Source organism: Ruegeria sp. BHSB196 (genome assembly GCF_059613135.1).
The window spans coordinates 66,580-87,260 of record NZ_JBXWRY010000003.1 but is presented as its reverse complement, the minus strand read 5'-3'; the positions used below and the strand labels follow the sequence as shown (position 1 = coordinate 87,260).

The window sequence follows — 20,681 nt, the reverse complement described above, 5'->3', positions numbered from 1 at the left end:
GGGCAGTAGCAACCGACATACAGGTGCATGGACGCGGTAATGCATCAGCAGACGCTGACGACGGGGATCGACTGCCTGGCAGTTGATCCCCGTTTTCCTCCCGTGCTTTCGAGTGGTGGCCTGTATGCCCCTGTCCGGAATAGGAAAAGGCGCCAGGTGCTCAGACGCGGTCTTCGCATGCATCCAGACGGACACTCCTGACGCCTTAGCTGACCGGCTCTCCCAAGGGGGTGTGCCGGGCCAGTTGCCCCGGCTCCGAAGAACCGGCGCTGCCGATTGCCACCCGAGGGTGTCGCTCGACCCGCCCAAGCCTTCTGCAAAACCGACCTTTCGCCACGGGTCCGGAGACCCCTCGCGACCGGCCTGTTCCCGGTAAGCCCTTGCAGATCAACGCAAATCCTGCGGACTTGCCCTCCTCTGCGCCGGCCCCCTGGCCTGTGCGTCCCGCTCCGCTTCCTAAGAAGCCTTGCGATAGTCAGACTGTTGCATCGGCCCCGGTTTCTGACAAGAAAATAGCACCGCAGCATGAAAATTAGACGGGGATAACATGTTGATATCCCGCAGGAAACCGCTGTGGATAAGTCGAGAAACCGCGATCTTGCGCGCGCTTGGGGGTGGAAAAATCCGCAGGCCGTCCGGAGGCCGGAAAACCGCGGATTGCTGCAGGTGCAAAAGCCGCGTACGCCCGAATCCGGCCGGATTAACCGTTTTGTACCACGCTCGGACCCCGGTTCTTCCGAATCGTACAAAGGAGAGTCGCCGATGCGCTACACGATTTCCGAGGCCCGCGCGCAGCTGGGCCGGCTTGTCACCCGCGCCCAGGATCCGCGCGAGGTGATCGTGCTGACCCGCCACGGGCGGGCGCTGGCGGCGCTGGTCTCGATCCCCGAGGCGGAGCGGATCTGGGATCTGGCGGACACCGCCGAGATGGGCTGGCGCCACCCGCTGAGCGGGATCCGCGGCTGGTGGTCGCGGGGCAAGGGCATACCGGGGATGGAGCCGGGGCCGGACGGCACCTATGTCACCGCGCGCGAGGCGGCGCTGCGGGTGCGCGAGGTGCAGATGGCGCGGGCCGAGGAACGCCGCATCCTGACCCGCGCCGGGATGGAGCCGGTGGAGGGCGGCGAGGTGATGCGGCGCGAGGAGATCGCGTGGTGGCGGAAGTTCTTTCCGGCCCGCGAAAAGAAATGAGCGGTGCGCCGGGGCACACCGCTCGCCGATCGGTCCGGGCACCGGGGCGTCAGTTGACCTGACGCTCCAGAACCGTGCTGTAGGTGGTGCCGTTGCGCAGGCTGCGGAAGTCGGCATAGATCTTGCCGTTTTCATAGCGGGCGTCGATCAGGGCGTTGGCGCCGATGAGCGTGGGCGCGGTTTCGACGATGCCGATGCTGTTCGAGCCGTCGAGGCTGATGGTGCCGGTGGCCTCGTACTCGGTCCAGTCCTCATGGCCGTCGCGGCGCCACTTGCTGGGGCCCCAGAACACGTTGTCCTGCTGTTTCTGGATGTCGAGCATCCATTCGGCCTGGTTGAAGCGCGGCGTGTCGCCCTTGTAGAAATGGCTGGGCTGGACGGTGGTGTAGCTGCCGGTCCAGACCCCGCGCAGGTCGGGCGTGGTGTCGGCGATGGCGGCGGTTCCAAGGGCCAGGCTGGCGGCCAGGGCGGCGGCGCCGGTTTTCATGAACTTGGTCATGGGGTTTCCTCCGTTTTCGGGACCGTTGCGGTCTGTTCAACAGATCGTGAGCGGCAGGCGGGATTGCAATTGACCTAAGGGAAACTTCATGTGGCGTTCAGGGAAACGTCAGGGTTGGGGCGCGAACGGGCGGTGCAACGGTTGTGCCGTGGAGATGAGGGCAGCGCCGGCCCGAGGGGGTGAGCGGCGTCTTGGAATTCGTCCAGTGGACGAATTCAGCCGCGAACGGGCGGAGCCCCGGGGCGCAAACGCGCCGCCCGTTTTGCCAGAGGCAAACCTTCGGTTTGACGGGGGCGGGTCGGCGCGGCCCGGCGGTGCCGCCGGGCGGGTGGGGTGAGTTGGGTGATGGGTGTGAACACCCATCCTAAGCTTGCTGCCATCTAATTTTGTGCCAATTTCGACGCGCCATGTAGATGTGGTCTTGTGTCATTTCTTGACTACGTTTGCATAGAACTCATGAAACGTGAATGGCTTCACTTTTCCTGCGGCGACCAATTCAGAGTACTCCTCAGTGCAGTCCAAAAGTCTTCTATTCCTCAGGAATCCAGCAGAAGTCCCTGAATCCTCATACCTTAGTTTTGATCGGTATGACAAAAATGACGTGGATAGTTTTGCCTCGATCGGCTTTTGGTGAAGCCCAATTACCGCTTCTTTTCCGTGCCCTTCATCCACGCCATCGCGGAAACGTCTATACCGCGACCGAGCCTCGTTTTCATTTTCTCGAACAAACTCTGTCAACTCAACCCTTTGGCCTGGCGCTTCAAAAAAGTACTTCATAGAAGAATCAATGAGGGCTTCGGTTTGGTTTCTGAAATAGACCGCACTTATGCAGTTTATGTATTGCAATCTATTTATCTTTCGAACGTCACTTTGATTTGCAAACACAGTCAAATCTTTGTCGTGTTTTGTTTTGTAGACACCGCCGTCAAAAAACAGCAGGCAATACTCCGGGCTTATCGGGTAGATTACGAGCAATCCCGAGTTTCCCAAACCGACAGCATGCGGGACTCGCTTTTGTTCGCCAGCCTTGTTGGCTAAAATCACTGGGTTGTCCGACGTTACGAATTCCGATCCCTTCGGCGCGCGAATCCGAACCAACTTCATGTCAACCAAAGCCGGATAAATCTTGACGGCAATGCGGCACATACTTACATGGTCCAGAGGCTTCGTCCGCAGATGATCGGGAATACCACTACCAGTAGGTGACCCTCGCCTCAAAATTCTGTCGAATTCGTGATAAATCGCTTCTCCGACTTCGCCAGCGCGCGGCGTGCGAAATAGCTGAGTCGTCATAAAGCACAAAAGATGTTCAATATCTTCTCGGTCGGGAAGACGTTTCGGTATTTCTCCAGCAAATAACCCCAGAAAATTAGATACGCTGCCCTCCAAAAACCTCAAAAAATCATCTAAATGAGGCTCCTTTCCATAAAATTTTCGCTTGGAACACTGTCCGCGTATGGGTGCCTTGGACTGCTTCCTTCCACTGCTCTTTAGCGCAAGGTTCAGAGACGACCCGTCCTCCGAAAACCTTCTAAGGTAAAATTGAGGGACAAAATGCTGATTGCTATTTGCACTCATTCTATTGTTGCTAATTATCCATCTTCAACGCTGAAATAAACGCCTCCTGCGGGATATCGACCTTCCCGAACTGGCGCATCTTCTTTTTCCCCGCCTTCTGCTTCTCCAGCAGCTTGCGTTTCCGCGTGGCGTCGCCGCCGTAACATTTCGCGGTCACGTCCTTGCGCAGGGCGCTCAGGGTCTCGCGCGCGATGACCTTGCCGCCGATGGCCGCCTGGATCGGGATCTTGAACATGTGGCGGGGGATCAGTTCCTTGAGCTTTTCGCACATGGCGCGGCCGCGCATCTCGGCCCGGTCGCGGTGGACCATGACCGACAGCGCGTCGACCGGCTCGTCATTCACCAGGATCGACATCTTGACCAGGTGATCCTCGCGATAGCCGGTGAGCTGGTAGTCGAAGCTGGCATAGCCCTTGGTCACGGATTTCAGCCGGTCGTAGAAGTCGAACACCACCTCGTTCAGCGGCAAGTCATAGACCACCATGGCGCGGGAGCCGGCATAGGTGAGGTCGAGCTGGATGCCGCGGCGGTCCTGGCAGAGTTTCAGCACGTCGCCCAGATAGTCGTCGGGCACCAGGATGGTGGCCTTGATCCGCGGCTCCTCCAGGTGGTCCACTTTGGACAGGTCGGGCATGTCGGCGGGGTTGTGCAGCTCGTGCATCGTCCCGTCCTTCATGTAGACGTGGTAGATGACCGAAGGGGCGGTGGTGATCAGCTCGATATCGTATTCGCGTTCGATGCGGTCGCGGATGACTTCGAGGTGGAGAAGGCCCAGGAAGCCGCAGCGGAAGCCGAAGCCGAGGGCGGCCGAGGTCTCCATCTCGTAGGAGAAGGAGGCGTCGTTCAGGGCCAGCTTGTCGATGGCGTCGCGCAGGTCTTCGAATTCGGCGGAATCGACGGGGAAGAGGCCGCAGAACACCACCGGCTGGGCGGGCTTGAAGCCCGGCAGCGGGGTTTCGCAGCCGCCCCGGTCATTCGTGATGGTGTCGCCGACGCGGGTGTCGCGGACCTGCTTGATCGAGGCGGTGAGAAAGCCGATCTCGCCCGGGCCGAGCTGGTCGATCATCTGCATCTGCGGGCGGAACACGCCGACGCGATCGACATGGTGCAGGGTGCCGTTCGACATGAACTTGACCCGCATCCCCTTTTTCAGCACCCCGTCCATGATGCGGACCAGGACGATGACGCCGAGATAGGAGTCGTACCAGCTGTCCACCAGCATGGCCTTGAGGGGCGCGTCGGGGTTGCCCTTGGGGGCGGGGAGATGGTGGACGATGGCTTCGAGCGTGTCGTGGATCCCCTGCCCGGTCTTGGCGCTGACCCGGATGGCGCCCGAGGCGTCGATGCCGATCACGTCCTCGATCTGTTCGGCCACCCGGTCGCAGTCGCTGGCCGGCAGGTCGATCTTGTTCAGCACCGGCACGATCTCGTGATCGGCGTCGATGGCCTGGTAGACGTTGGCGAGCGTCTGCGCCTCGACCCCCTGCGTCGAGTCGACCACCAGCAGCGAGCCTTCGACCGCGCGCATGGAGCGGGAGACCTCATAGGCGAAATCCACGTGGCCCGGCGTGTCGATCAGGTTCAGCACGTAAGTCTCGCCATTGTCGGCGGTATAGTCGATGCGGACGGTGTTGGCCTTGATGGTGATGCCGCGTTCGCGCTCGATGTCCATGGCGTCGAGCAGCTGTTCCTTCATGTCGCGATCCTGCACCGTCCCGGTTTCCTGAATCAGCCGGTCGGCAAGGGTGGATTTGCCATGGTCGATATGGGCGACGATGGAGAAATTGCGGATATGGGCGAGGTCTGTCATGGTTCGCGTATTAGCGGGTTTCTTAAGGCGGTCAAGGTGGAGAACGACGGCACCCTGGACCTGGGCGATGAAACGATTGGGACTTGGCTGCGCAACGCCGACGAAACCAGGGTGCGCGATGTCCTGCGGCGCAACGGCCTGAGATCCGTGCCCGCAGCCGCTGCGGTCGCGTCCAGCCTGGCGGACGACAACACGGTGCAACGCCTGCACGACTTTCTTTGCCGCTACCTGTGCCTGGTCGTCGGCGTGGCCGGGTGCGCGCGCGCCGGGTCCGCCGGGATGCTGGTGCGCCGTCTGGCCGCGTTCGAGCATGTCGGCAGGCAAGAGGTCGGCGCGTTCGACTTTCGGTTCGGCGCCCTTGGCGAAGCCGTTTCGGGACTGGCCGGAGAAGCGGCGCCGGAGCTTTGCTGCCGTGCCTCCATCAGCAGATTGAACAACTACTTTCGCGGTGCGGCCAATGCCGATGGCGCGGCGCGCCCGGTCGCGACGGAGCATCTGCGTCAGTCCCTTGACGCCGATTTCGACGCGAACGATCCGTTCCTCCTGACCCTGTGGCGCGAGGAAAACCCGCACGCATCCGGACGCGCGGCGCGGTTCTTTGAGATCGTCACCGGTGAATTCGGCACGGATTGGTTCCAGACCTGGTATCAGGGTTTTCTGGACGGAACCCCGCTGGATGCGGACCATCAGCGCCGGGTGGCGTCGATCGACGATGCCATCTGGCACGCCGGGCCGCACTCGGTCGCCGCCGCAATCGAGCGCCTGCGGGTGGAAGAGGCCCTGGGCGGCATCACCATGCGAATCCGGGGCGAGATTGCGGACCGGCACGGCATTGGCGGGAACGACCCGCCGGAAAGCCTCGGCCGGGAACAGCTTGTGCATTCCGTCACGCTGATCTGGAGTGCCGTAGAGGAACTTGAGGTCGAAGTTGCCAGGGAGAGTCCCGGCAGGGATCGGGTGGCCGCGATCCTGCAGGCCCTGAAATCCGGCCTGGCGGAGTTGCTGAAATGGTGCGCGTCCAAGGGGGATCTGGCCGTCGATACGGTCATCAAATGGGGCATTCCTGCCGGAGGCACCGCCTATCTGGTCAGCCACCCCGAGAAAGTCCAGGCCCTGATCGACGCCGTGGAGCGGTGGCTGCCCTTCCTGTCCTGATGTCGCGGACCGATCCGGATGCGACTGTGCGCCCTTTGCACCGGTCCCGGGCGGGCCGCATTCGAGAATTGATTGCACGCCTGAGTTGCGCCATAGTGCGCGCGGAGCCGAGAGGGGCGCAGACCCCTCCGGGCAGGCAAAACAAGGCAGACCGATGAAACAGTATCTGATCCCCGCACTGACCGCCGCGCTTGTCGCCGCGTCCGTGCCCACGACCGCGATCGCCGCCAGCGGCGACATCAAGCGCGCCTGCATGGCGACCGGGAACGCGGCGGCGACCCGCCAGCGGTGCAGCTGCATCCAGAGCGTCGCCAATGACGTTCTGTCGCGCAAGGAACAGCGCACCGTGGCGAAGTGGTTCCACGACCCGCATCAGGCGCAGGTGGTCAAGATGTCGAGAACGGCCCGCGACGATGCGCTGTGGGACCGGTATCAGGCGTTTGGCCAGTTGGCGCAGGCCGCCTGCCGCTGACCGTTCTTCCCGTGCAGGTTTCCGCCGCCCGGTGATCCAGACGGAGACACCGGCCCGGAACGCTTGACCTGAGGTGCCCCGGCTTTCAGAAAGGGCGCAAGGGAAAGGGGCGGCGCGATGGCAATCAAAGGGGTGACGCTGCGCGGGCTGGAAGTGTTCGCGGCGCTGGCGCGCACCGGTTCGGTGGCGCAGGCGGCCGAGGTCACGGGGCTCAGCCAGCCTTCGGTCAGCCAGCAGTTGCGCAATCTCGAGACCGCGCTGGGCGCCGAGCTGGTGGATCACGGGCGGCGGCCGATGCGGCTGACGCAGGCGGGACGCAGCTTTCAGGCGCGCGCCGAGTCGATCCTGGCGGAGCTGCAGCTGGCGCAGAGCGAGCTGACGGTGATGGATCTGGGCCACCTCAGCACGCTGTCCATCGGATTGATCGACGATTTCGACAACGATCTGACGCCGCGGCTGGCGACGTTGCTGGCCGACAGCCTGACCCGGTCCCGGTTCAAGCTGATCACCCTGCCGAGTTTCGAAATCTTCGAGGCGCTGGATTCGCAGCGGCTGCATCTGGCGGTGTCGGCCAATACCGGCGAGGTGCTGGACGGGGTGATCGAGTACCCGCTGGTCAACGATCCCTTCATCCTTGTGGCGCCCAGGGGCGCGGTGTCCGACGGGGCCGACATCATGGAGGCGCTGCGCGACCTGCCGTTTCTGCGCTATGCCCGCGAGCAGCTGATCAGCCGCCAGATCGAGGCGCATCTGGCGCGGCAGAACCTGGAGTTCGAGGAACGGTTCGAGATCGGCTCGCACCTGGCGCTGATGGCGATGGTGGCGCGGCGGCTGGGCTGGGCGCTGACCACGCCGCTGGGATACATGCGGGCGGTGCGGTTCCACGACGAGATCGACGCCTATCCGGTGCCGTTCGGGGATTTCTCGCGCACGATCTCGCTGTTCACCCGGTCGGACTGGTCGGACAAGGTTCCGCGCGACGTGGCCGAGATGATGCGGCGGCTGATGCGCAGCCAGATCATCGACCCGGCGGTGGCGCAACTGCCCTGGCTGACCGGGCGACTGACGGTGATCGCCGCCTGAGAGCGGTCAGGCGAGGTGGTGCCGCAACCCGGCGATGGCGGTTTCGATCAGGTCGAGCGCGCCGTCGAAATCGCGGGTGTAGTAGGGATCGGGCACGTGATCGGCGCCGGTCTGCGGGGCGAAATCGGTCAGCAGGCGCACCGGGGTGGCGTTGCCGGCGGGGCGCAGCGCCTCGATGGCGTCGATGTTGCGGGCATCCATGCCGAGGATCAGGTCGAAGCCGGTGAAATCGGCGGCGGTGAACTGCCGCGCGCGCAGATCGCTCAGGTCGTAGCCGCGGGCGCGGGCCGCCCGCTGCATCGGCCCGTAGGGCGGCGCGCCGACATGCCAATCGCTGGTGCCGGCGCTGTCGGCGTGCAGATGCGGGACATGGGTGCGGAACACGCCCTCGGCGGCGGGCGAGCGGCAGATGTTGCCGAGGCAGACAAAGAGGATACGCTGGGTCATGATGGGGCGGTTCTACAGGGCGGAGGGACCATGGAAAAGATCGTCATTCTGACCGGGGCCGGGATTTCGGCGGAAAGCGGGCTGGGCACGTTCCGCGACGAGGGCGGGCTGTGGGCGCGGCACCGGATCGAGGACGTGGCGACGCCCGAGGGATTCGCCCGCGATCCGGCGCTGGTGCACGGGTTCTACAACGCGCGCCGGGTGCAGGCGGCGCAAGCCCGGCCCAACGCGGCGCATCTCGCGCTGGCGCGGCTGCAGCGCGAGTGGCCGGGCGAGGTGGTGATCGTGACCCAGAATGTCGATGCGCTGCACGAGGCGGGCGGCGCCGAGGACGTGATCCACATGCACGGCACCCTGGCCGGGGCGCTGTGCGGTGCCTGCGGGCATCGCTGGCCGGCGCCGGACGAGATGGCGGTGGGCGAAACCTGCCCGGCCTGCGACAGCCCGGCGGCGCGGCCGGATGTCGTGTGGTTCGGCGAGATGCCGTATCACATGGACGCGATCTATGACCATCTGGCCGGGGCGTCGGTTTTTGCGGCCATCGGCACCTCGGGGCAGGTCTATCCGGCGGCGGCCTTCGTGCACGAGGCGATCTCGGCGGGGGCGCGGACGGTGGAGCTGAACCTGGAGCCCTCGGCCTCGGTCTCGAGCTTCGACGAGGCGCGGTTCGGTCCCGCCACCCGGACCGTGCCCGAATGGGTCGCCGCGCTGCTGGGCCGGAGGTGACTCGGGGCCGCCGCGCGGGCTATGCTGGAGCCGAACCGGACAGGGAGTGACCGATGACCGAACCAGACAGGCCGCAAGGCGAAATCGTGGATGACGACGCTCTCGACGAGCGCGCGGCGCTGGGCGACACCTTGGCCGATCTGTGGTGGACTTTTCTGCTGCGGGGGTTGCTGGCGGGGGCCGTGGGCATCGCGGCGCTGTTCTGGCCCACCGGCAGCATCGCGCTGCTGCTGCGGCTGGTGGGGGTTCTGCTGATCCTGGATGGCGTGCTGACCCTGCTGGGCTTCGGGCGGCGCGGGCTGATCGGGGGCGCCGGCATCGGGGCGGTGCTGATCGGGCTGGTCCTGCTGATCTGGCCCGAGGGCACGGCGCGGCTGGCGTTCTTCCTGCTGGGGGCCTGGGCGCTGATCATCGGGATCGGATCGCTGATGTCGCTGGGGCGGATGCACCCGCGCGACCCCGAGCGGACGACCGTGCGCAATTCGGGGCTGGTGGCGCTGGTCATCGGGCTGGGGCTGATCTTCTGGCCCGGCAGCGGCGTGGTCGCCCTGGGCTGGGCCATCGCCTTTTCCGCGCTGGCCTTCGCGGCGGTCATGCTGTTCATGGCGGCCCGGTTCAAGCGCGCGGGCGACCGGGTGTCGATGCGCGTGGTCAACAAGTAGTCGCCGCGCGACGCGCACAGGCCGGGCAACGCCCGGCCTGACGCCTGGATGACGGCCGCAGCGCGGCCCGAAGACGGGCGTTGCGGCCTGACCGGCCTCAGCGGTTCAGATCGACGGGGATCTCGAGCGCGATTTCGCCGGCCTTTTCAAACACCAGCGTCACCGGAACCGTCGCGCCCTGTTCGAAAGGCTGCGCCAGCCCCATGAACATCACGTGGTCGCCGCCGCGTTCGAGCCTGTGGCTCTGGCCCGCGGGCAGGGCAAAGCCCTCTTCGACATGCACCATCTGGGCCACGCCCTGTTCGTTGATCTCATGGGTGTGCAGTTCGACCCGCGCGGCCGCGTCGGATTTGGCGGAGATCAGGCGGTCGTCGGTCTCGCCTTCGTTGACGATCACCATGAAGGCGGCGCCGGCCTTGGCGTTCTTGCCGGACGACCGGGCATAGGCGTCCTGGATGGCGATTGCGCCTTCGGCCAGAGCGGTGCCGGCGAGGCAGAGGGTTGCGGCGGCGGCGAGCAGGGTGGATTTGAGCGGCATCGTGCCTCTCCTTTTCGAGTAACTGTCTGTTTTGGTTTGGGTTTCGGAGTCAGACAGTCGCAGGAGGAGCGCGGGCGGGATGTTGCGGGCGCGGCGGCGCGATCAGGCTGTCGGCGTTGCGCAGCGGTGCGGGCAAGGCGGCCAGCGGCGCGGCGGGCACGGGTGCGGCCACCGGCAGCACCGCGCCCAGCAGGGTCAGGGCATGGTCGGGGCAGTAATGCGGCGGCTGCGCGGGCTGGCCGTTTTCGTCCATGTAGAGGACGACCGGGCCGGTGCCGGTGCAGATCTCCATCTGGCCGACGGCGGCGTTCATTCCGCGCGACTGGGCGAACCCCTGCCCGGTCAGCGCCAGGACGGCCACCAGCGCAAGCGCCAGATATCTGCGGAAGATCTCGGTCATGCTGTGCCTTGCATAGCCCCGGCCCGGCCTGCGCTTCAAGCGCAAAGACGGGCCTGCGACAGCAAGGCCGCAGCGCCGGCGAAGATCGTCGCCGGGTCAGCGATCCGACTTGAAGCGCGGGTCCGGTTCGGCGGTGAAATTGGTGTGCAGGCGGTTGACCCGCCGTTGGATCCGGGCGCATCTGCGGAACATGTCGTAGACGGCAGCGAGGAATATGTTGCCACGGTAACGGCGTCTGTAGGGCATGGGAAAACTCACGAACTCAATAAACTCGCCTGCACCCTAGGCCAGGGGCGTGATCCCGTATGTGACCCGTTTCACGCCCGCCGCGAGGCGACCCGCCCATCGGCGGAAATCCGCCATGGCGCGCAACGCCGGGTCACGCGGCGTCCCATGCCACCGGCATGGCCAGCGGGCCGCGAAAAGCCCAGCCGCCGAATTCCACCTCTTGCGTCAGGCGCAGCCCCGGCAGGCGGTCGAAGATCATCGGCAGCGCCACGTCGGCGATCAGGCAGCGCGCGGCCCAGGCCCCGGCGCAGAAATGCGGACCGGCGCCGAAGGCGATCGAGGCGGCGGTGTCCTGGGTGATGTCGAACTCGTCGGGCCGGGCGAACACGCTCTCGTCCCGGTTGCCGGAGCCGAACATGAAGAACACGCGATCCTCGGGTTCGAGCGTGACCCCATGCAGGTCGTAGCGCCGCGCCACCCTGCGCGGCGACATGCCGATGGGCGAGATCCAGCGGGCGTATTCGTCGAAGGCGTCGAGCCAGGTCGCCGTGCCGCCGGTGATCAGCCGCAACTGTTCGGGATGGGTCAGCAGCGCCCAGACCAGGCCCGCGATCACGTCGCGCGGTTCGTTCTGGCCGCCTGAGATCGCCAGTTTGACATTGGCCCGGTACTGCGCCGGGCTGAGGCCTGCCTGCAGCTGGACCGAGAGCATGGAATGGTCCGGATCGGCGGTGAGCACCGGCACCATGTCGTCGATGTAGCGGTCGATGGCGGCGGTGCAGTCGTGGCAGCGGGCCTCGACCTCGGGATCGCCCGCGTAGTTGGCGCAGCCGTCGATCATGCCCTGGCTGACGCGATCCATCTCCTGCCAGGTGATGTTGGTCAGCCCGGTGATGATCTTGAGCGCCTCGCCCGAGATCCGCATGGCGATGTCGCGCACCATGTCGGCCCTGCCCTGCGGGCGCAGCTCGTCGAGAATCCCGGTGGTGAACGCCTCGAACGCGGCCTTCCATACGGTCTTGACGGTGCGCGGGGACAGCGCCGGGAACACCGCCTTGCGCTCGGACATGTGCGCGTCGCCGTCCTTGCGCATCATGTTCTGCCCCATGAGGATGGTCATCAGGCCCTGCGGCTGGTCGGAGGAGAACACCTCGATCTTCTTTTCGTTCTCGAAGATGTCGTCGCGCCGGGTGATCAGGGTGGCGCCCAGTTGCGGGACGTAGGCCACGGGACATTCGGCGCGCATGCGCTTGAGGTCGGGATAGGGATCCCGCCAGAACCGGCCGGGATCGATGGTGTAGACGGGGGCGTTGGACATGGGGCTTCACCGTGTGGCTGCGCCGACACGACACCACGGCACGCCCCGGCGCGTCAACGCGCACCCGCCTTTTTTTTGGTGCGCGCCCTGGTCCGGCGGGCGGACACGAAAAAACCCCGCACCGGAGTGCGGGGTCACGGGATTTTCCGAGGAACGCGCGATCAGGCCGAGGCCTGGGCCTTGGCGATCTCTTTCTTGACCTTGAGGGCATTCGCGGACAGGTCTTCGTCTTTGGCCTTGGCCAGGAACGCGTCCAGACCGCCGCGATGATCGACCGAGCGCAGGGCGGCCGAGGAGATGCGCAGCTTGATGCCGCGGCCCAGGGTTTCCGACTGCAGCGTGACGTCGTTCAGGTTGGGCAGAAAGCGGCGCTTGGTCTTGTTGTTGGCGTGGCTGACATTGTTGCCAGTCATCGGGCCTTTTCCGGTCAGTTCGCATCGGCGCGACATGGTTTCTTCCTTTGTTTCTGGAGGCCGGGCCAGGGCCCGCGGCCAAATCACAAGGGGCGCAACCCGAAGTCGCGCCCGAAAACTGGTTGGATGCGTTTAGTGGGAATCGCGTGGAGGGTCAAGACGGGTGGCGCGGAATCTTTGGCCCCGCGCGGGGCGCCGGACTGGCCCGTGGCGGGCCGTGCCTTCCCCCACCGGCGGCAGGCCGCCTGACGGGCCGCGGGACGGGAGTATTTGGGGCAAGATGAAGCGGGGATCAGGGCTGTGACAGGGCGGCCAGCATGCGGTCGGCGGCGGCGGCGGGGCTGAGCCGGCCCTGCGACACCTCGGCGTCGAGACGGGCCATTTCGGCGCGGGCCTCGGCGGTGTCGAGGCGGGCGAGAAGCGCGTGGCGCACCTCCTGGTCAAACCAGTAACGGGCCTGGGCGGCGCGGTTGGTATCCCAGTGGCCGTTCTCCTTGCGCCACTGCACCAGCGCCTGCATTTCCTCCCACGCCTCGCGCAGGCCCTGCCGTTCGACCGCCGAGACCGGCAGGGCCTTGGGGAAGCCCTGCGGATCCTGCGGGCGTTTGCGCAGGAGGCGCAGCGCCCCGGCATAGTCGGCACAGGTGCGGGTGGCGGCGGGTTTGAGATCGCCGTCGGCCTTGTTGACCAGGATCAGGTCGGCCATTTCCATGATGCCGCGCTTGACGCCCTGCAGCTCGTCGCCGCCGGCGGGGGCGATCAGCAGCAGGAAGAGGTCGGACATCTCGGAGACCACGGTTTCGGACTGCCCGACGCCCACCGTCTCGATCAGGATGACGTCGAAGCCGGCGGCCTCGCACAGCGCCACGGCCTCGCGGGTGCGGCGGGCGACCCCGCCCAGATGGGTCTGGCTGGGCGACGGGCGGATGAAGGCGTTGCCGTCGCGGCTCAGGCGTTCCATCCGGGTCTTGTCGCCCAGGATCGAGCCGCCGGAGCGGGCCGAGCTGGGATCGACCGCCAGGACCGCGACGCGCAGCCCCTGCCCGGTCAGCATCAGGCCGAAATTCTCGATGAAGGTGGACTTGCCGACGCCGGGGGTGCCGGACAGGCCGATGCGCAGCGCCTGCCGGCCGGCGCGCGCCAGGCAGTCGAGCAGGTCGGCGGCCTGCGCCCGGTGATCGGCGCGGCGGCTTTCGACCAGGGTGATCGCGCGCGCCAGGGCGCGGCGGTCGCCGTTCAGGATCTTGTCGGCAAGCTCTGCGATGGTCATCGGCGGATCCTTCGTCGAAATTTGCCCTAGATGAAGGAGATGGGCGGGGTTTGTCCAGTGCCGCCGCGCGCGGGATTTGACGCAGGCGTTCTGGACCTCGGACAAGGCTTTGGCGATAAGGCGGCATGACCCGGTTGCCGATAGATGAGGCCCTGCCCGACCTGATCGCCGCGCTGCGCGCGCGCGGCCGCGCCGTGTTGCAGGCCCCGCCCGGCGCCGGCAAGACCACGCGCGTGCCGCTGGCGATGCTCGACGCCGAGCTGTGCGACGGGCGGATCGTGATGCTGGAACCGCGGCGTCTGGCCGCGCGCGCCGCCGCCGAGCGCATGGCCGAGACGCTGGGCGAACGCGCGGGCCAGACCGTCGGCTATCGCGTGCGGGGCGAGGCGAAAGTGTCGAAATCCACCCGGATCGAGGTGGTGACCGAGGGCATCCTGACCCGGATGCTGCAATCCGACCCCGACCTGCCCGGCGTGGGCGCGGTGATCTTCGACGAATTCCACGAACGCTCTCTGAACGCCGATCTGGGGCTGGCCCTGTGCCTCGAGGTCGCCGGTGCGCTGCGCGACGACCTGATCCTGCTGGCGATGTCGGCCACGCTGGATGCCGATCCGGTGGCCCGGTTGATGGACGCGCCGCTGGTGACGTCCGAGGGGCGCAGTTTTCCGGTTGAGACCCGCTGGCTGGACCGCCCGCTTGGCCCGCAGGTGCGGCGGCTGGAGGCGTTGGTCGATCTGGTGGTTCAGGCCGAGCGCGAGACCCGCGCCATCGGCGGCGGCATTCTGGTGTTCCTGCCCGGCGAGGGCGAAATCCGTCGGACCGAGGCCGCGCTGGCCGGGCGGCTGCCCGAGGATTTCGCGATCCGGCCGCTGTTCGGCGCCCTGCCCTTTGCCGCCCAGCGCGCCGCCCTTGCGCCAGCCGAGACCGGGCGCAAGGTGGTGCTGGCCACCTCGATCGCCGAGACCTCGCTGACCATTCCGGACATCCGGGTGGTGGTGGATATGGGCCAGGCCCGCCGCGCGCGGTTCGATCCGGGGTCGGGCATGTCGCGGCTGGTGACCGAGCGCGTCACCCGTGCCGAGGCGACCCAGCGCGCGGGCCGCGCGGGCCGCGTGGCCGAAGGGCTGTGCTATCGCCTGTGGTCAAAGGGTGAGGACGGCGCCCTGCCCGCCTTTCCGCCCGCCGAGATCGAAGCCGCCGACCTGACCGGCCTTGCGCTGGAACTGGCCCTGTGGGGGGCCGAGCCGCAGGATCTGGCCTTTCTGACCCCCCCGCCCGAGGGGGCGCTGGCCGAGGCGCGCGCGCTGCTGCGGATGCTGGGCGGGCTGGACGGCAAGGGGCGGATCACCGACCATGGCCGCGCGCTGGCTGGCCTTCCGCTGCACCCGCGGCTGGGGCACATGCTGGTCACGGCCGGCGCGCAGGCCGCCCCGCTGGCCGCGCTGATGGCCGAGCGCGACCCGCTGAAGGGTGCGCCGGTGGACCTGTCGCTGCGGCTGGAGGCGCTGCGCGATCTGCGCGCCTATCAGCGCAATCGGGTCTGGCCCGCCAATCCCGGCGTTCTGGACCGGATCCGGTCCGAGGCGAAACGGCTGCGTGGCCAGATCAAGACCGATGGCGATCCGCTGAGCCCGGCGGCGATGGCCGCGCTGGCCTATCCCGACCGGATCGGGCAGCGGCGCAGGGGCGACGCGCCACGCCATGTGCTGTCGGGCGGCAAGGGCGTGGTGATGGACCCCGGCGACCCGCTGGCCGCGGCGCCGTATCTGGTGGCCATCGACACAGACGGCAACCCGCGCGAGGCCCGGCTGCGCATGGCCGCGCAGATCGCCGAGGGCGAAATCCGCGCGCTGTTCGCCGACCAGATCGCATGGGTCGAGACCTGCGCCTGGTCGAAACGCGAACGCCGGGTGGTGGCCCGGCGGCAGGAACGGTTCGGCGCGCTGGTGCTCGATGACCGCATCTGGAAGGACGTGCCCGACGCGGCCGTGGCCCGCGCGATGCTGGACGGCGTACGCGATCTGGGCCTGCGTCTTGAGGGCAAGGCCGCCCGACTGGCCGCTCGGGTCGAGCTGGTGCGGGCGGCGGGCGTCGATCTGCCCGATTTCTCGGAAAGCGGGCTGATGGCGGCGCTTGACGACTGGCTGCTGCCGATGCTGTCGGGGGTGAAATCGGCGGAGGACTGGAAACGGTTCGACCTGCTGCCCGCCCTGCAGGCGCGGCTGGGCTGGGAGCAGATGCAGGAGCTGGACCGTCGCGCCCCCCCGGCCTTCGTCACGCCGCTGGGGCGCAAGGTGGCGATCGATTACGGCAAGGCGGTGCCCGAGATCTCCGTGCGGCTGCAGGAGATGTTCGGGGTCACGCGGCACCCGGTGGTGGGCGGCGAGCCGCTGAAGATCACCCTGCTGTCGCCGGCGCAGCGGCCGATCCAGATCACCCGCGATCTGCCGGGATTCTGGGCCGGATCCTATGCGGAGGTGCGCAAGGACATGCGCGCGCAATATCCCAAGCACCCCTGGCCGGAAGATCCGACCCAGGCCGATCCGACCTTGCGGACCAAGCGGCGGGGATGATGCGGGGGCGCTGCCCCCGTCGCGCTGCGCGCGACTCCCCCGGGATATTTTCAGCCAGATGAAGAGCGGATCATGTCGGCGGCCTTTTCCGCGATCATGATGACCGGGGAAGCGGTGTTGCCGGAGGTGATTTTCGGCATGATCGAGGCGTCGATCACGCGCAGGCCGTCGAAGCCGCGCAGTTTGAGTTGCGGCGTCACCACCGCCATCGGGTCGGTGCCCATCTTGCAGGTGCCGACGGGGTGGAAGATGGTGGTGGCGATGTTGCCCGCCTCTGCCAGAAGCTCGGCATCGGAGCGGATCGCGGGGCCGGGCAGGAACTCCTGTGGACCGTAGGGTGTCAGTGCCCTGGCGGTCATGATCCGGCGGGCCTGCTTGATGGCGGCGACGGCGACCTGCTGGTCGCGCGGGGCGCTGAGGTAGTTCAGGCGGATCTCGGGCTGCGGGTCGGCGGCGTTCCGGGTGATGTGGCAATCGCCCACGCTTTCGGGGCGCAGGTTGCAGACCGAAACGGTGATGGCCGGGAACGGGTGCAGGGGGTCGCCGAGCCGGTCGGTCGAGAGGGGCTGGACGTGGTATTCCAGATCCGGCGTGGCGAGCGACGGATCGGATTTGGTGAACAGGCCAAACTGGCTGGGCGCCATCGACAGCGGGCCGGACCGGGTGAGCGCGTATCTGAGCGCGATGCCGATGCGGCCGGTCAGGGAGTTGGCCTTTTCGTTGAGCGTCTCGGTGCCGGAGACCTTGAAGACGGTGCGGATCTGCAGGTGGTCCTGGAGGTTCTCGCCGACGCCGGGCAGGTCGTGGACCGGGGTGATGCCGAGGGCGCTGAGGCGGTCGGGCTGGCCGATGCCGGAAAGCTCCAGCAGCTTGGGGGAGTTGATCGAGCCGGCGGCCAGCAGCACTTCGGCGCGGGCGGTGGCGGTCAGGGGCCGGCCCTTGTGGCGGAAGGCGACGCCGGTCGCGCGCCTGCCGTCGAGGATCAGCCGGTCGGTCATGGCGTGGGTCAGCACCCGCAGGTTGGGGCGTTTCAGCGCCGGGCGCAGGAAGGCCTTGGTGGTGTTCCAGCGGACGCCGTTTCTCTGGTTCACCTCGAAGAAGCCGGAGCCTTCGTTGGTGCCGGTGTTGAAGTCGTCGGTGGGCAGGTAGCCGAACTCGCGGGCGGCCTCCTGAAAGGCGCGCAGGATGTCCCAGCTGAGGCGCTGGGTCGTCACCTTCCACTCGCCCCCTGCCCCGTGCAGTTCGGTTTCGCCGCCGTGATGATCCTCGGAGCGGCGGAAATAGGGCAGCACGTCGTCCCAGCCCCAGCCGGTATTGCCCATCTGCCGCCAGCCGTCGTAGTCGGCGGCCTGGCCGCGCATGTAGATCATGCCGTTGATCGAGGTGCAGCCGCCCAGCACCTTGCCGCGCGGATAGACGAGGCTGCGGCCGTTGAGGCCGGGTTCGGCGGCGGTCCGCATCATCCAGTCCACGCGGGGGTTGCCGATGCAGTAGAGATAGCCGACCGGAATCTGGACCCAGTGGTAGCGGTCGCTGCCGCCGGCCTCGAGCAGCAGGACGCGGGTGGCCGGGTCGGCGCTCAGCCGGTTGGCCAGCACGCATCCGGCGGTGCCGCCGCCGACGATGATGTAGTCGTAATCGCCTTCGAGTGCCTGGGTCATCCCGCTCCCCTCCTTGGCCCCTCAGCTTGCCGATCGGGGCGGCGGTTGCAATGGGGCGCATGGGATCGGGCGCATCGGCGGTCAGGCCGAGGCGAGGAAGCGTTCGCTGACGCTCCAGAGCCGTTCGGCGCTTTCGTCGCTGCAGGCATGGGCGTTGACGCCGAGATAGCGCGCGGTGGGGCTGTCGGGGTCGGTCGGGGCGGCGATGTCGCAATCCTCGCAATAGACGCCGGGCTTGCCGGCCAGCCTGGGCGAGGTCGCGGCCCAGAGCGTGGTGGAACAGCCCTGTTCGGGTGTCTTGAAGCCCTGTCTGGCCAGTTCCGAGGGTTGGCCATCCGCGTCCAGCCAGCCCAGCGCGATCATCTCTTCCTGCGGCAGGTACCGCTGCAGCGGCGTGAAGATGCCGCCGGGGTGGACCGAAAAGGCCAGGCCGCCGCTGTCCTTCAGCCGCCGGGACAGGGCGTTGGCGAACAGCGCGTTGGCGGTCTTGGCCTGCCCGTAAGCCTGCCATTTGTCGTAGGGCGTCGTTTCATAGTTGATGTCGTCCCAGAGAATGTCGGAAATCTTGTGGCCGGTCGAGGACAGCGCGACGACGCGCGCGCCTTCGGTGGCTTGCAGCAGCGGCATCAGTTGCGTGGTCAGGGCGAAATGGCCCATGTGGTTGACGCCGAACTGGGATTCCCAGCCCGGGCCGACGCGGGCCTCGGGGCAGGCCATGATCCCGGCATTGTTGATCAGAAGGTCGAGCCGGGTCAGGGTTGCGCGCATCTCGTCCGCGAAGCTCCGGACCGAGCCGGGATCGGCCAGGTCCATCGGCACGGTGGAGATGTCGCCCGGAACGTCTGCCAGCGTCTGTTTCGCCTTTTCGGGCGAGCGCACCGGGACGATCACCGACGCCCCCTTGGCGGCCAAGGCGCGCACGGTTTCGAGCCCCAGGCCGCTGTAGCCGCCGGTGACGATGGCCGTGTTGCCGGAAAGGTCGATATCGGCGAGCACCTCGGCGCCGGTGCTTTTGGCGCCGAAACCGGATTGCGTCGGGATCTGATCGGCGGCGGACATGGGCGGGCTCCTGTGGCGGTGGGGGTGCCATGCAAGGCTACGACCCGGGGCTTGGCATGGAAAGCCGGTCGCGCGGATCGGGGCGGAGAGTTGCCGAGCGCCGCCCGGTCACTGGTTCCAGTCGGCATGGGTCTTGCCCGGTCGGTCGGTGCGTTCGAACCCGTGATGGCCGAACAGGTCGCGCTGGGCCTGGATCAGGTTGGCGGTGCCGGTGGCCTGGCGGAGGCTGTCATACCAGGCAAGCGCGGCGGACAGGGCCGGGACCGGCAGGCCGGCGGTGATCGCCCGCGCCACGGTTTCGCGCAGGCCGGGCAGCGCGGGGCCGAGCAGGCCGGGAATGGCGGGGGCCAGAAAGACCGGGCGTTCGGGCGTGGCCCGCAGGGCGGGGGCGAGATCGTCGAGCAGCGACGAGCGGATGATGCAGCCCGCCCGCCAGATCTCGGCGATGCGGGCGAGGTCGAGCGACCAGCCGTATTCGGCCGAGGCGGCGCGCAGGATCTCGAACCCCTGCAGATGGGCCAGCAGGCGGCCGGCGAACAGCGCCCGGGCCAGAATGTCGGGATCGGGAACCGGGGCGGGACCGGCCGCAGGCGGCAGTTGCGTGGCGGCGGCCAGACGGGCGGGTTTGGCGGCGGACCAGGCGCGGGCGCCGACCGCGGCCTCGATGGCCGAGGCGGACTGGCCCAGCCTCAGCGCCTCGATCACCGTCCAGCGCCCGGTGCCCTTCTGGCCTGCCTGATCGCGGATCATGTCCACCATCGGCCGGCCCGAGTCCGGGTCGGTGGTCTGCAGGACGCGGGCGGTGGTCTCGACGAGGAACGAGGCGAGCGGGCCGGTTTCCCACCCGCCGAACAGCGCGCCGATGCGGGGGGCGTCCCACCCGGCCCCGTCCCGCAGCAGCCCGTAGATTTCGGCAATCATCTGCATGTCGGCATATTCGATGCCGTTGTGCACGGTCTTGACGAAATGCCCGGCACCGTTCGGGCCGAGATGCGCCACGCAGGGATCGCCGCGGAACCGGGCCGCGATGGGTTCGAGCACGGGGCGGAGGTGCCGCCAGCTGTGGTCCGAGCCGCCCACCATCATCGACGGGCCGTGGCGCGCGCCGTCCTCGCCCCCCGACACGCCCATGCCGACGAAATGCAGCCCGGTGCCGGCGAAGGCGGCGCAGCGGCGGCGGGTGTCGTGGAAATCCGCGTTGCCGGCGTCGATCAGCGTGTCGCCGGGCGTCAGGAGGGGCCGAAACCGGTCGATCATGGCGTCCACGGGATCGCCCGACGGGATCATCAGCAGGATCACGCGCGGCGGTTCCAGCGCCTGCACGAATTCCGCAAGGGTCTCGAAGCCGGCGATTTCGCTGCGCAGCGGTCCGGCCCTGTCGAGGAACGGCGCGATCCAGTCGGTTTCCCGGTTCGTGACCGCCACGCCGACACCGTGTTCGGCGAAATTCAGCGCAAGCGCGCTGCCCATGGTGCCCAGGCCGTAGATGCCGATTTGCGCCGTGCCCATATCTTCCCTGCCCATTGCCGTGCGGGCAGGATGCGTCAGGTTGACGGGCGCTGCAAGTCGGGCATTTCCGATCACTTTCTCGAAGAATC

General features: G+C 67.3%; 20 protein-coding genes. 7 read left to right on the top strand and 13 right to left on the bottom strand.

Translation table 11 applies throughout. From position 1 onward, the window contains the following. Window positions 1–762 precede the first annotated feature (762 nt). Window positions 763–1,191 carry a type II toxin-antitoxin system Phd/YefM family antitoxin gene (locus AC2FNJ_RS03280; protein ID WP_496762399.1) on the top strand — a complete coding sequence of 143 codons (429 nt, stop codon included), beginning with the start codon at window positions 763–765 and terminating at the stop codon, window positions 1,189–1,191. A 49-nt stretch (window positions 1,192–1,240) separates the two neighbouring features. Here the strand turns inward: AC2FNJ_RS03280 and AC2FNJ_RS03275 are convergent, their stop codons facing one another. From AC2FNJ_RS03275 to lepA, 3 genes are all read right to left on the bottom strand, one after another. Continuing rightward, window positions 1,241–1,690 carry a hypothetical protein gene (locus AC2FNJ_RS03275; protein ID WP_496762398.1) on the bottom strand — a complete coding sequence of 150 codons (450 nt, stop codon included), beginning with the start codon at window positions 1,688–1,690 and terminating at the stop codon, window positions 1,241–1,243. 426 nt (window positions 1,691–2,116) lie between these two features. Beyond that, on the bottom strand, window positions 2,117–3,268 hold the full coding sequence (locus tag AC2FNJ_RS03270) for a DUF4238 domain-containing protein (RefSeq protein WP_496762396.1): 1,152 nt from the start codon (window positions 3,266–3,268) through the stop codon (window positions 2,117–2,119). A 10-nt stretch (window positions 3,269–3,278) separates the two neighbouring features. Then, entirely contained in the window at window positions 3,279–5,078 is a 1,800-nt protein-coding gene (gene lepA / locus AC2FNJ_RS03265; protein ID WP_496762394.1) for a translation elongation factor 4, read from the bottom strand. Here lepA and AC2FNJ_RS03260 point away from each other — a divergent pair. The 3 genes from AC2FNJ_RS03260 (at window position 5,025) to AC2FNJ_RS03250 (ending at window position 7,788) form a co-directional block, all read left to right on the top strand. After that, a complete protein-coding gene (locus AC2FNJ_RS03260; protein ID WP_496762393.1) occupies window positions 5,025–6,233 on the top strand; it encodes a hypothetical protein in 1,209 nt (402 codons plus the stop codon). The two genes, lepA and AC2FNJ_RS03260, sit on opposite strands and share 54 nt — an antisense overlap. A gap of 154 nt (window positions 6,234–6,387) precedes the next feature. After that, on the top strand, window positions 6,388–6,705 hold the full coding sequence (locus AC2FNJ_RS03255; RefSeq protein WP_496762392.1) for a hypothetical protein: 318 nt from the start codon (window positions 6,388–6,390) through the stop codon (window positions 6,703–6,705). A 117-nt stretch (window positions 6,706–6,822) separates the two neighbouring features. After that, window positions 6,823–7,788 (top strand): LysR family transcriptional regulator, encoded by a 966-nt coding sequence (locus tag AC2FNJ_RS03250; protein WP_496762390.1) that lies wholly within the window; start codon window positions 6,823–6,825, stop codon window positions 7,786–7,788. Window positions 7,789–7,794: 6 nt separating this feature from the next. Here AC2FNJ_RS03250 and AC2FNJ_RS03245 read toward each other — a convergent pair whose 3' ends face one another. Then, on the bottom strand, window positions 7,795–8,235 hold the full coding sequence (locus AC2FNJ_RS03245) for a low molecular weight protein-tyrosine-phosphatase (RefSeq protein ID WP_496762389.1): 441 nt from the start codon (window positions 8,233–8,235) through the stop codon (window positions 7,795–7,797). Window positions 8,236–8,265: 30 nt separating this feature from the next. Between AC2FNJ_RS03245 and AC2FNJ_RS03240 the strand changes: the two genes are divergently transcribed. After that, window positions 8,266–8,961 (top strand): NAD-dependent deacylase, encoded by a 696-nt coding sequence (locus tag AC2FNJ_RS03240; RefSeq protein WP_496762387.1) that lies wholly within the window; start codon window positions 8,266–8,268, stop codon window positions 8,959–8,961. A 53-nt stretch (window positions 8,962–9,014) separates the two neighbouring features. Next, a complete protein-coding gene (locus AC2FNJ_RS03235) occupies window positions 9,015–9,623 on the top strand; it encodes an HdeD family acid-resistance protein (RefSeq protein WP_496762386.1) in 609 nt (202 codons plus the stop codon). 97 nt (window positions 9,624–9,720) lie between these two features. Here AC2FNJ_RS03235 and AC2FNJ_RS03230 read toward each other — a convergent pair whose 3' ends face one another. From AC2FNJ_RS03230 to meaB, 6 genes are all read right to left on the bottom strand, one after another. Further along, window positions 9,721–10,161, bottom strand: coding sequence for a copper chaperone PCu(A)C (locus tag AC2FNJ_RS03230; protein WP_496762384.1), 441 nt, complete (start codon window positions 10,159–10,161; stop codon window positions 9,721–9,723). Between the two features lie 49 nt (window positions 10,162–10,210). Continuing rightward, the gene (locus AC2FNJ_RS03225) at window positions 10,211–10,561 is read right to left on the bottom strand and encodes a hypothetical protein (RefSeq protein ID WP_496762382.1); all 351 of its coding nucleotides are present in this window, start codon (window positions 10,559–10,561) and stop codon (window positions 10,211–10,213) included. A 96-nt stretch (window positions 10,562–10,657) separates the two neighbouring features. Beyond that, window positions 10,658–10,807 carry a hypothetical protein gene (locus tag AC2FNJ_RS03220; protein ID WP_496762381.1) on the bottom strand — a complete coding sequence of 50 codons (150 nt, stop codon included), beginning with the start codon at window positions 10,805–10,807 and terminating at the stop codon, window positions 10,658–10,660. 133 nt (window positions 10,808–10,940) lie between these two features. Next, a complete protein-coding gene (locus tag AC2FNJ_RS03215; protein ID WP_496762379.1) occupies window positions 10,941–12,107 on the bottom strand; it encodes a cytochrome P450 in 1,167 nt (388 codons plus the stop codon). Between the two features lie 161 nt (window positions 12,108–12,268). Continuing rightward, window positions 12,269–12,556: a 50S ribosomal protein L28 gene (rpmB, locus tag AC2FNJ_RS03210; RefSeq protein WP_496762377.1), complete on the bottom strand. Its 288-nt coding sequence runs from the start codon at window positions 12,554–12,556 to the stop codon at window positions 12,269–12,271. Window positions 12,557–12,812: 256 nt separating this feature from the next. Then, window positions 12,813–13,790: a methylmalonyl Co-A mutase-associated GTPase MeaB gene (meaB, locus tag AC2FNJ_RS03205; protein ID WP_496762375.1), complete on the bottom strand. Its 978-nt coding sequence runs from the start codon at window positions 13,788–13,790 to the stop codon at window positions 12,813–12,815. 125 nt (window positions 13,791–13,915) lie between these two features. Here meaB and hrpB point away from each other — a divergent pair, with 125 nt between their 5' ends. Continuing rightward, the gene (gene hrpB, locus AC2FNJ_RS03200; RefSeq protein ID WP_496762373.1) at window positions 13,916–16,363 is read left to right on the top strand and encodes an ATP-dependent helicase HrpB; all 2,448 of its coding nucleotides are present in this window, start codon (window positions 13,916–13,918) and stop codon (window positions 16,361–16,363) included. A 50-nt stretch (window positions 16,364–16,413) separates the two neighbouring features. Here hrpB and AC2FNJ_RS03195 read toward each other — a convergent pair whose 3' ends face one another. From AC2FNJ_RS03195 to gnd, 3 genes are all read right to left on the bottom strand, one after another. Further along, window positions 16,414–18,024, bottom strand: coding sequence for a GMC family oxidoreductase (locus AC2FNJ_RS03195; protein ID WP_496762371.1), 1,611 nt, complete (start codon window positions 18,022–18,024; stop codon window positions 16,414–16,416). Window positions 18,025–18,105: 81 nt separating this feature from the next. Beyond that, a complete protein-coding gene (locus AC2FNJ_RS03190) occupies window positions 18,106–19,083 on the bottom strand; it encodes an oxidoreductase (protein ID WP_496762370.1) in 978 nt (325 codons plus the stop codon). A gap of 108 nt (window positions 19,084–19,191) precedes the next feature. Beyond that, window positions 19,192–20,592: an NADP-dependent phosphogluconate dehydrogenase gene (gene gnd / locus AC2FNJ_RS03185; RefSeq protein WP_496762368.1), complete on the bottom strand. Its 1,401-nt coding sequence runs from the start codon at window positions 20,590–20,592 to the stop codon at window positions 19,192–19,194. Between the last annotated feature and the right edge of the window lie 89 nt (window positions 20,593–20,681).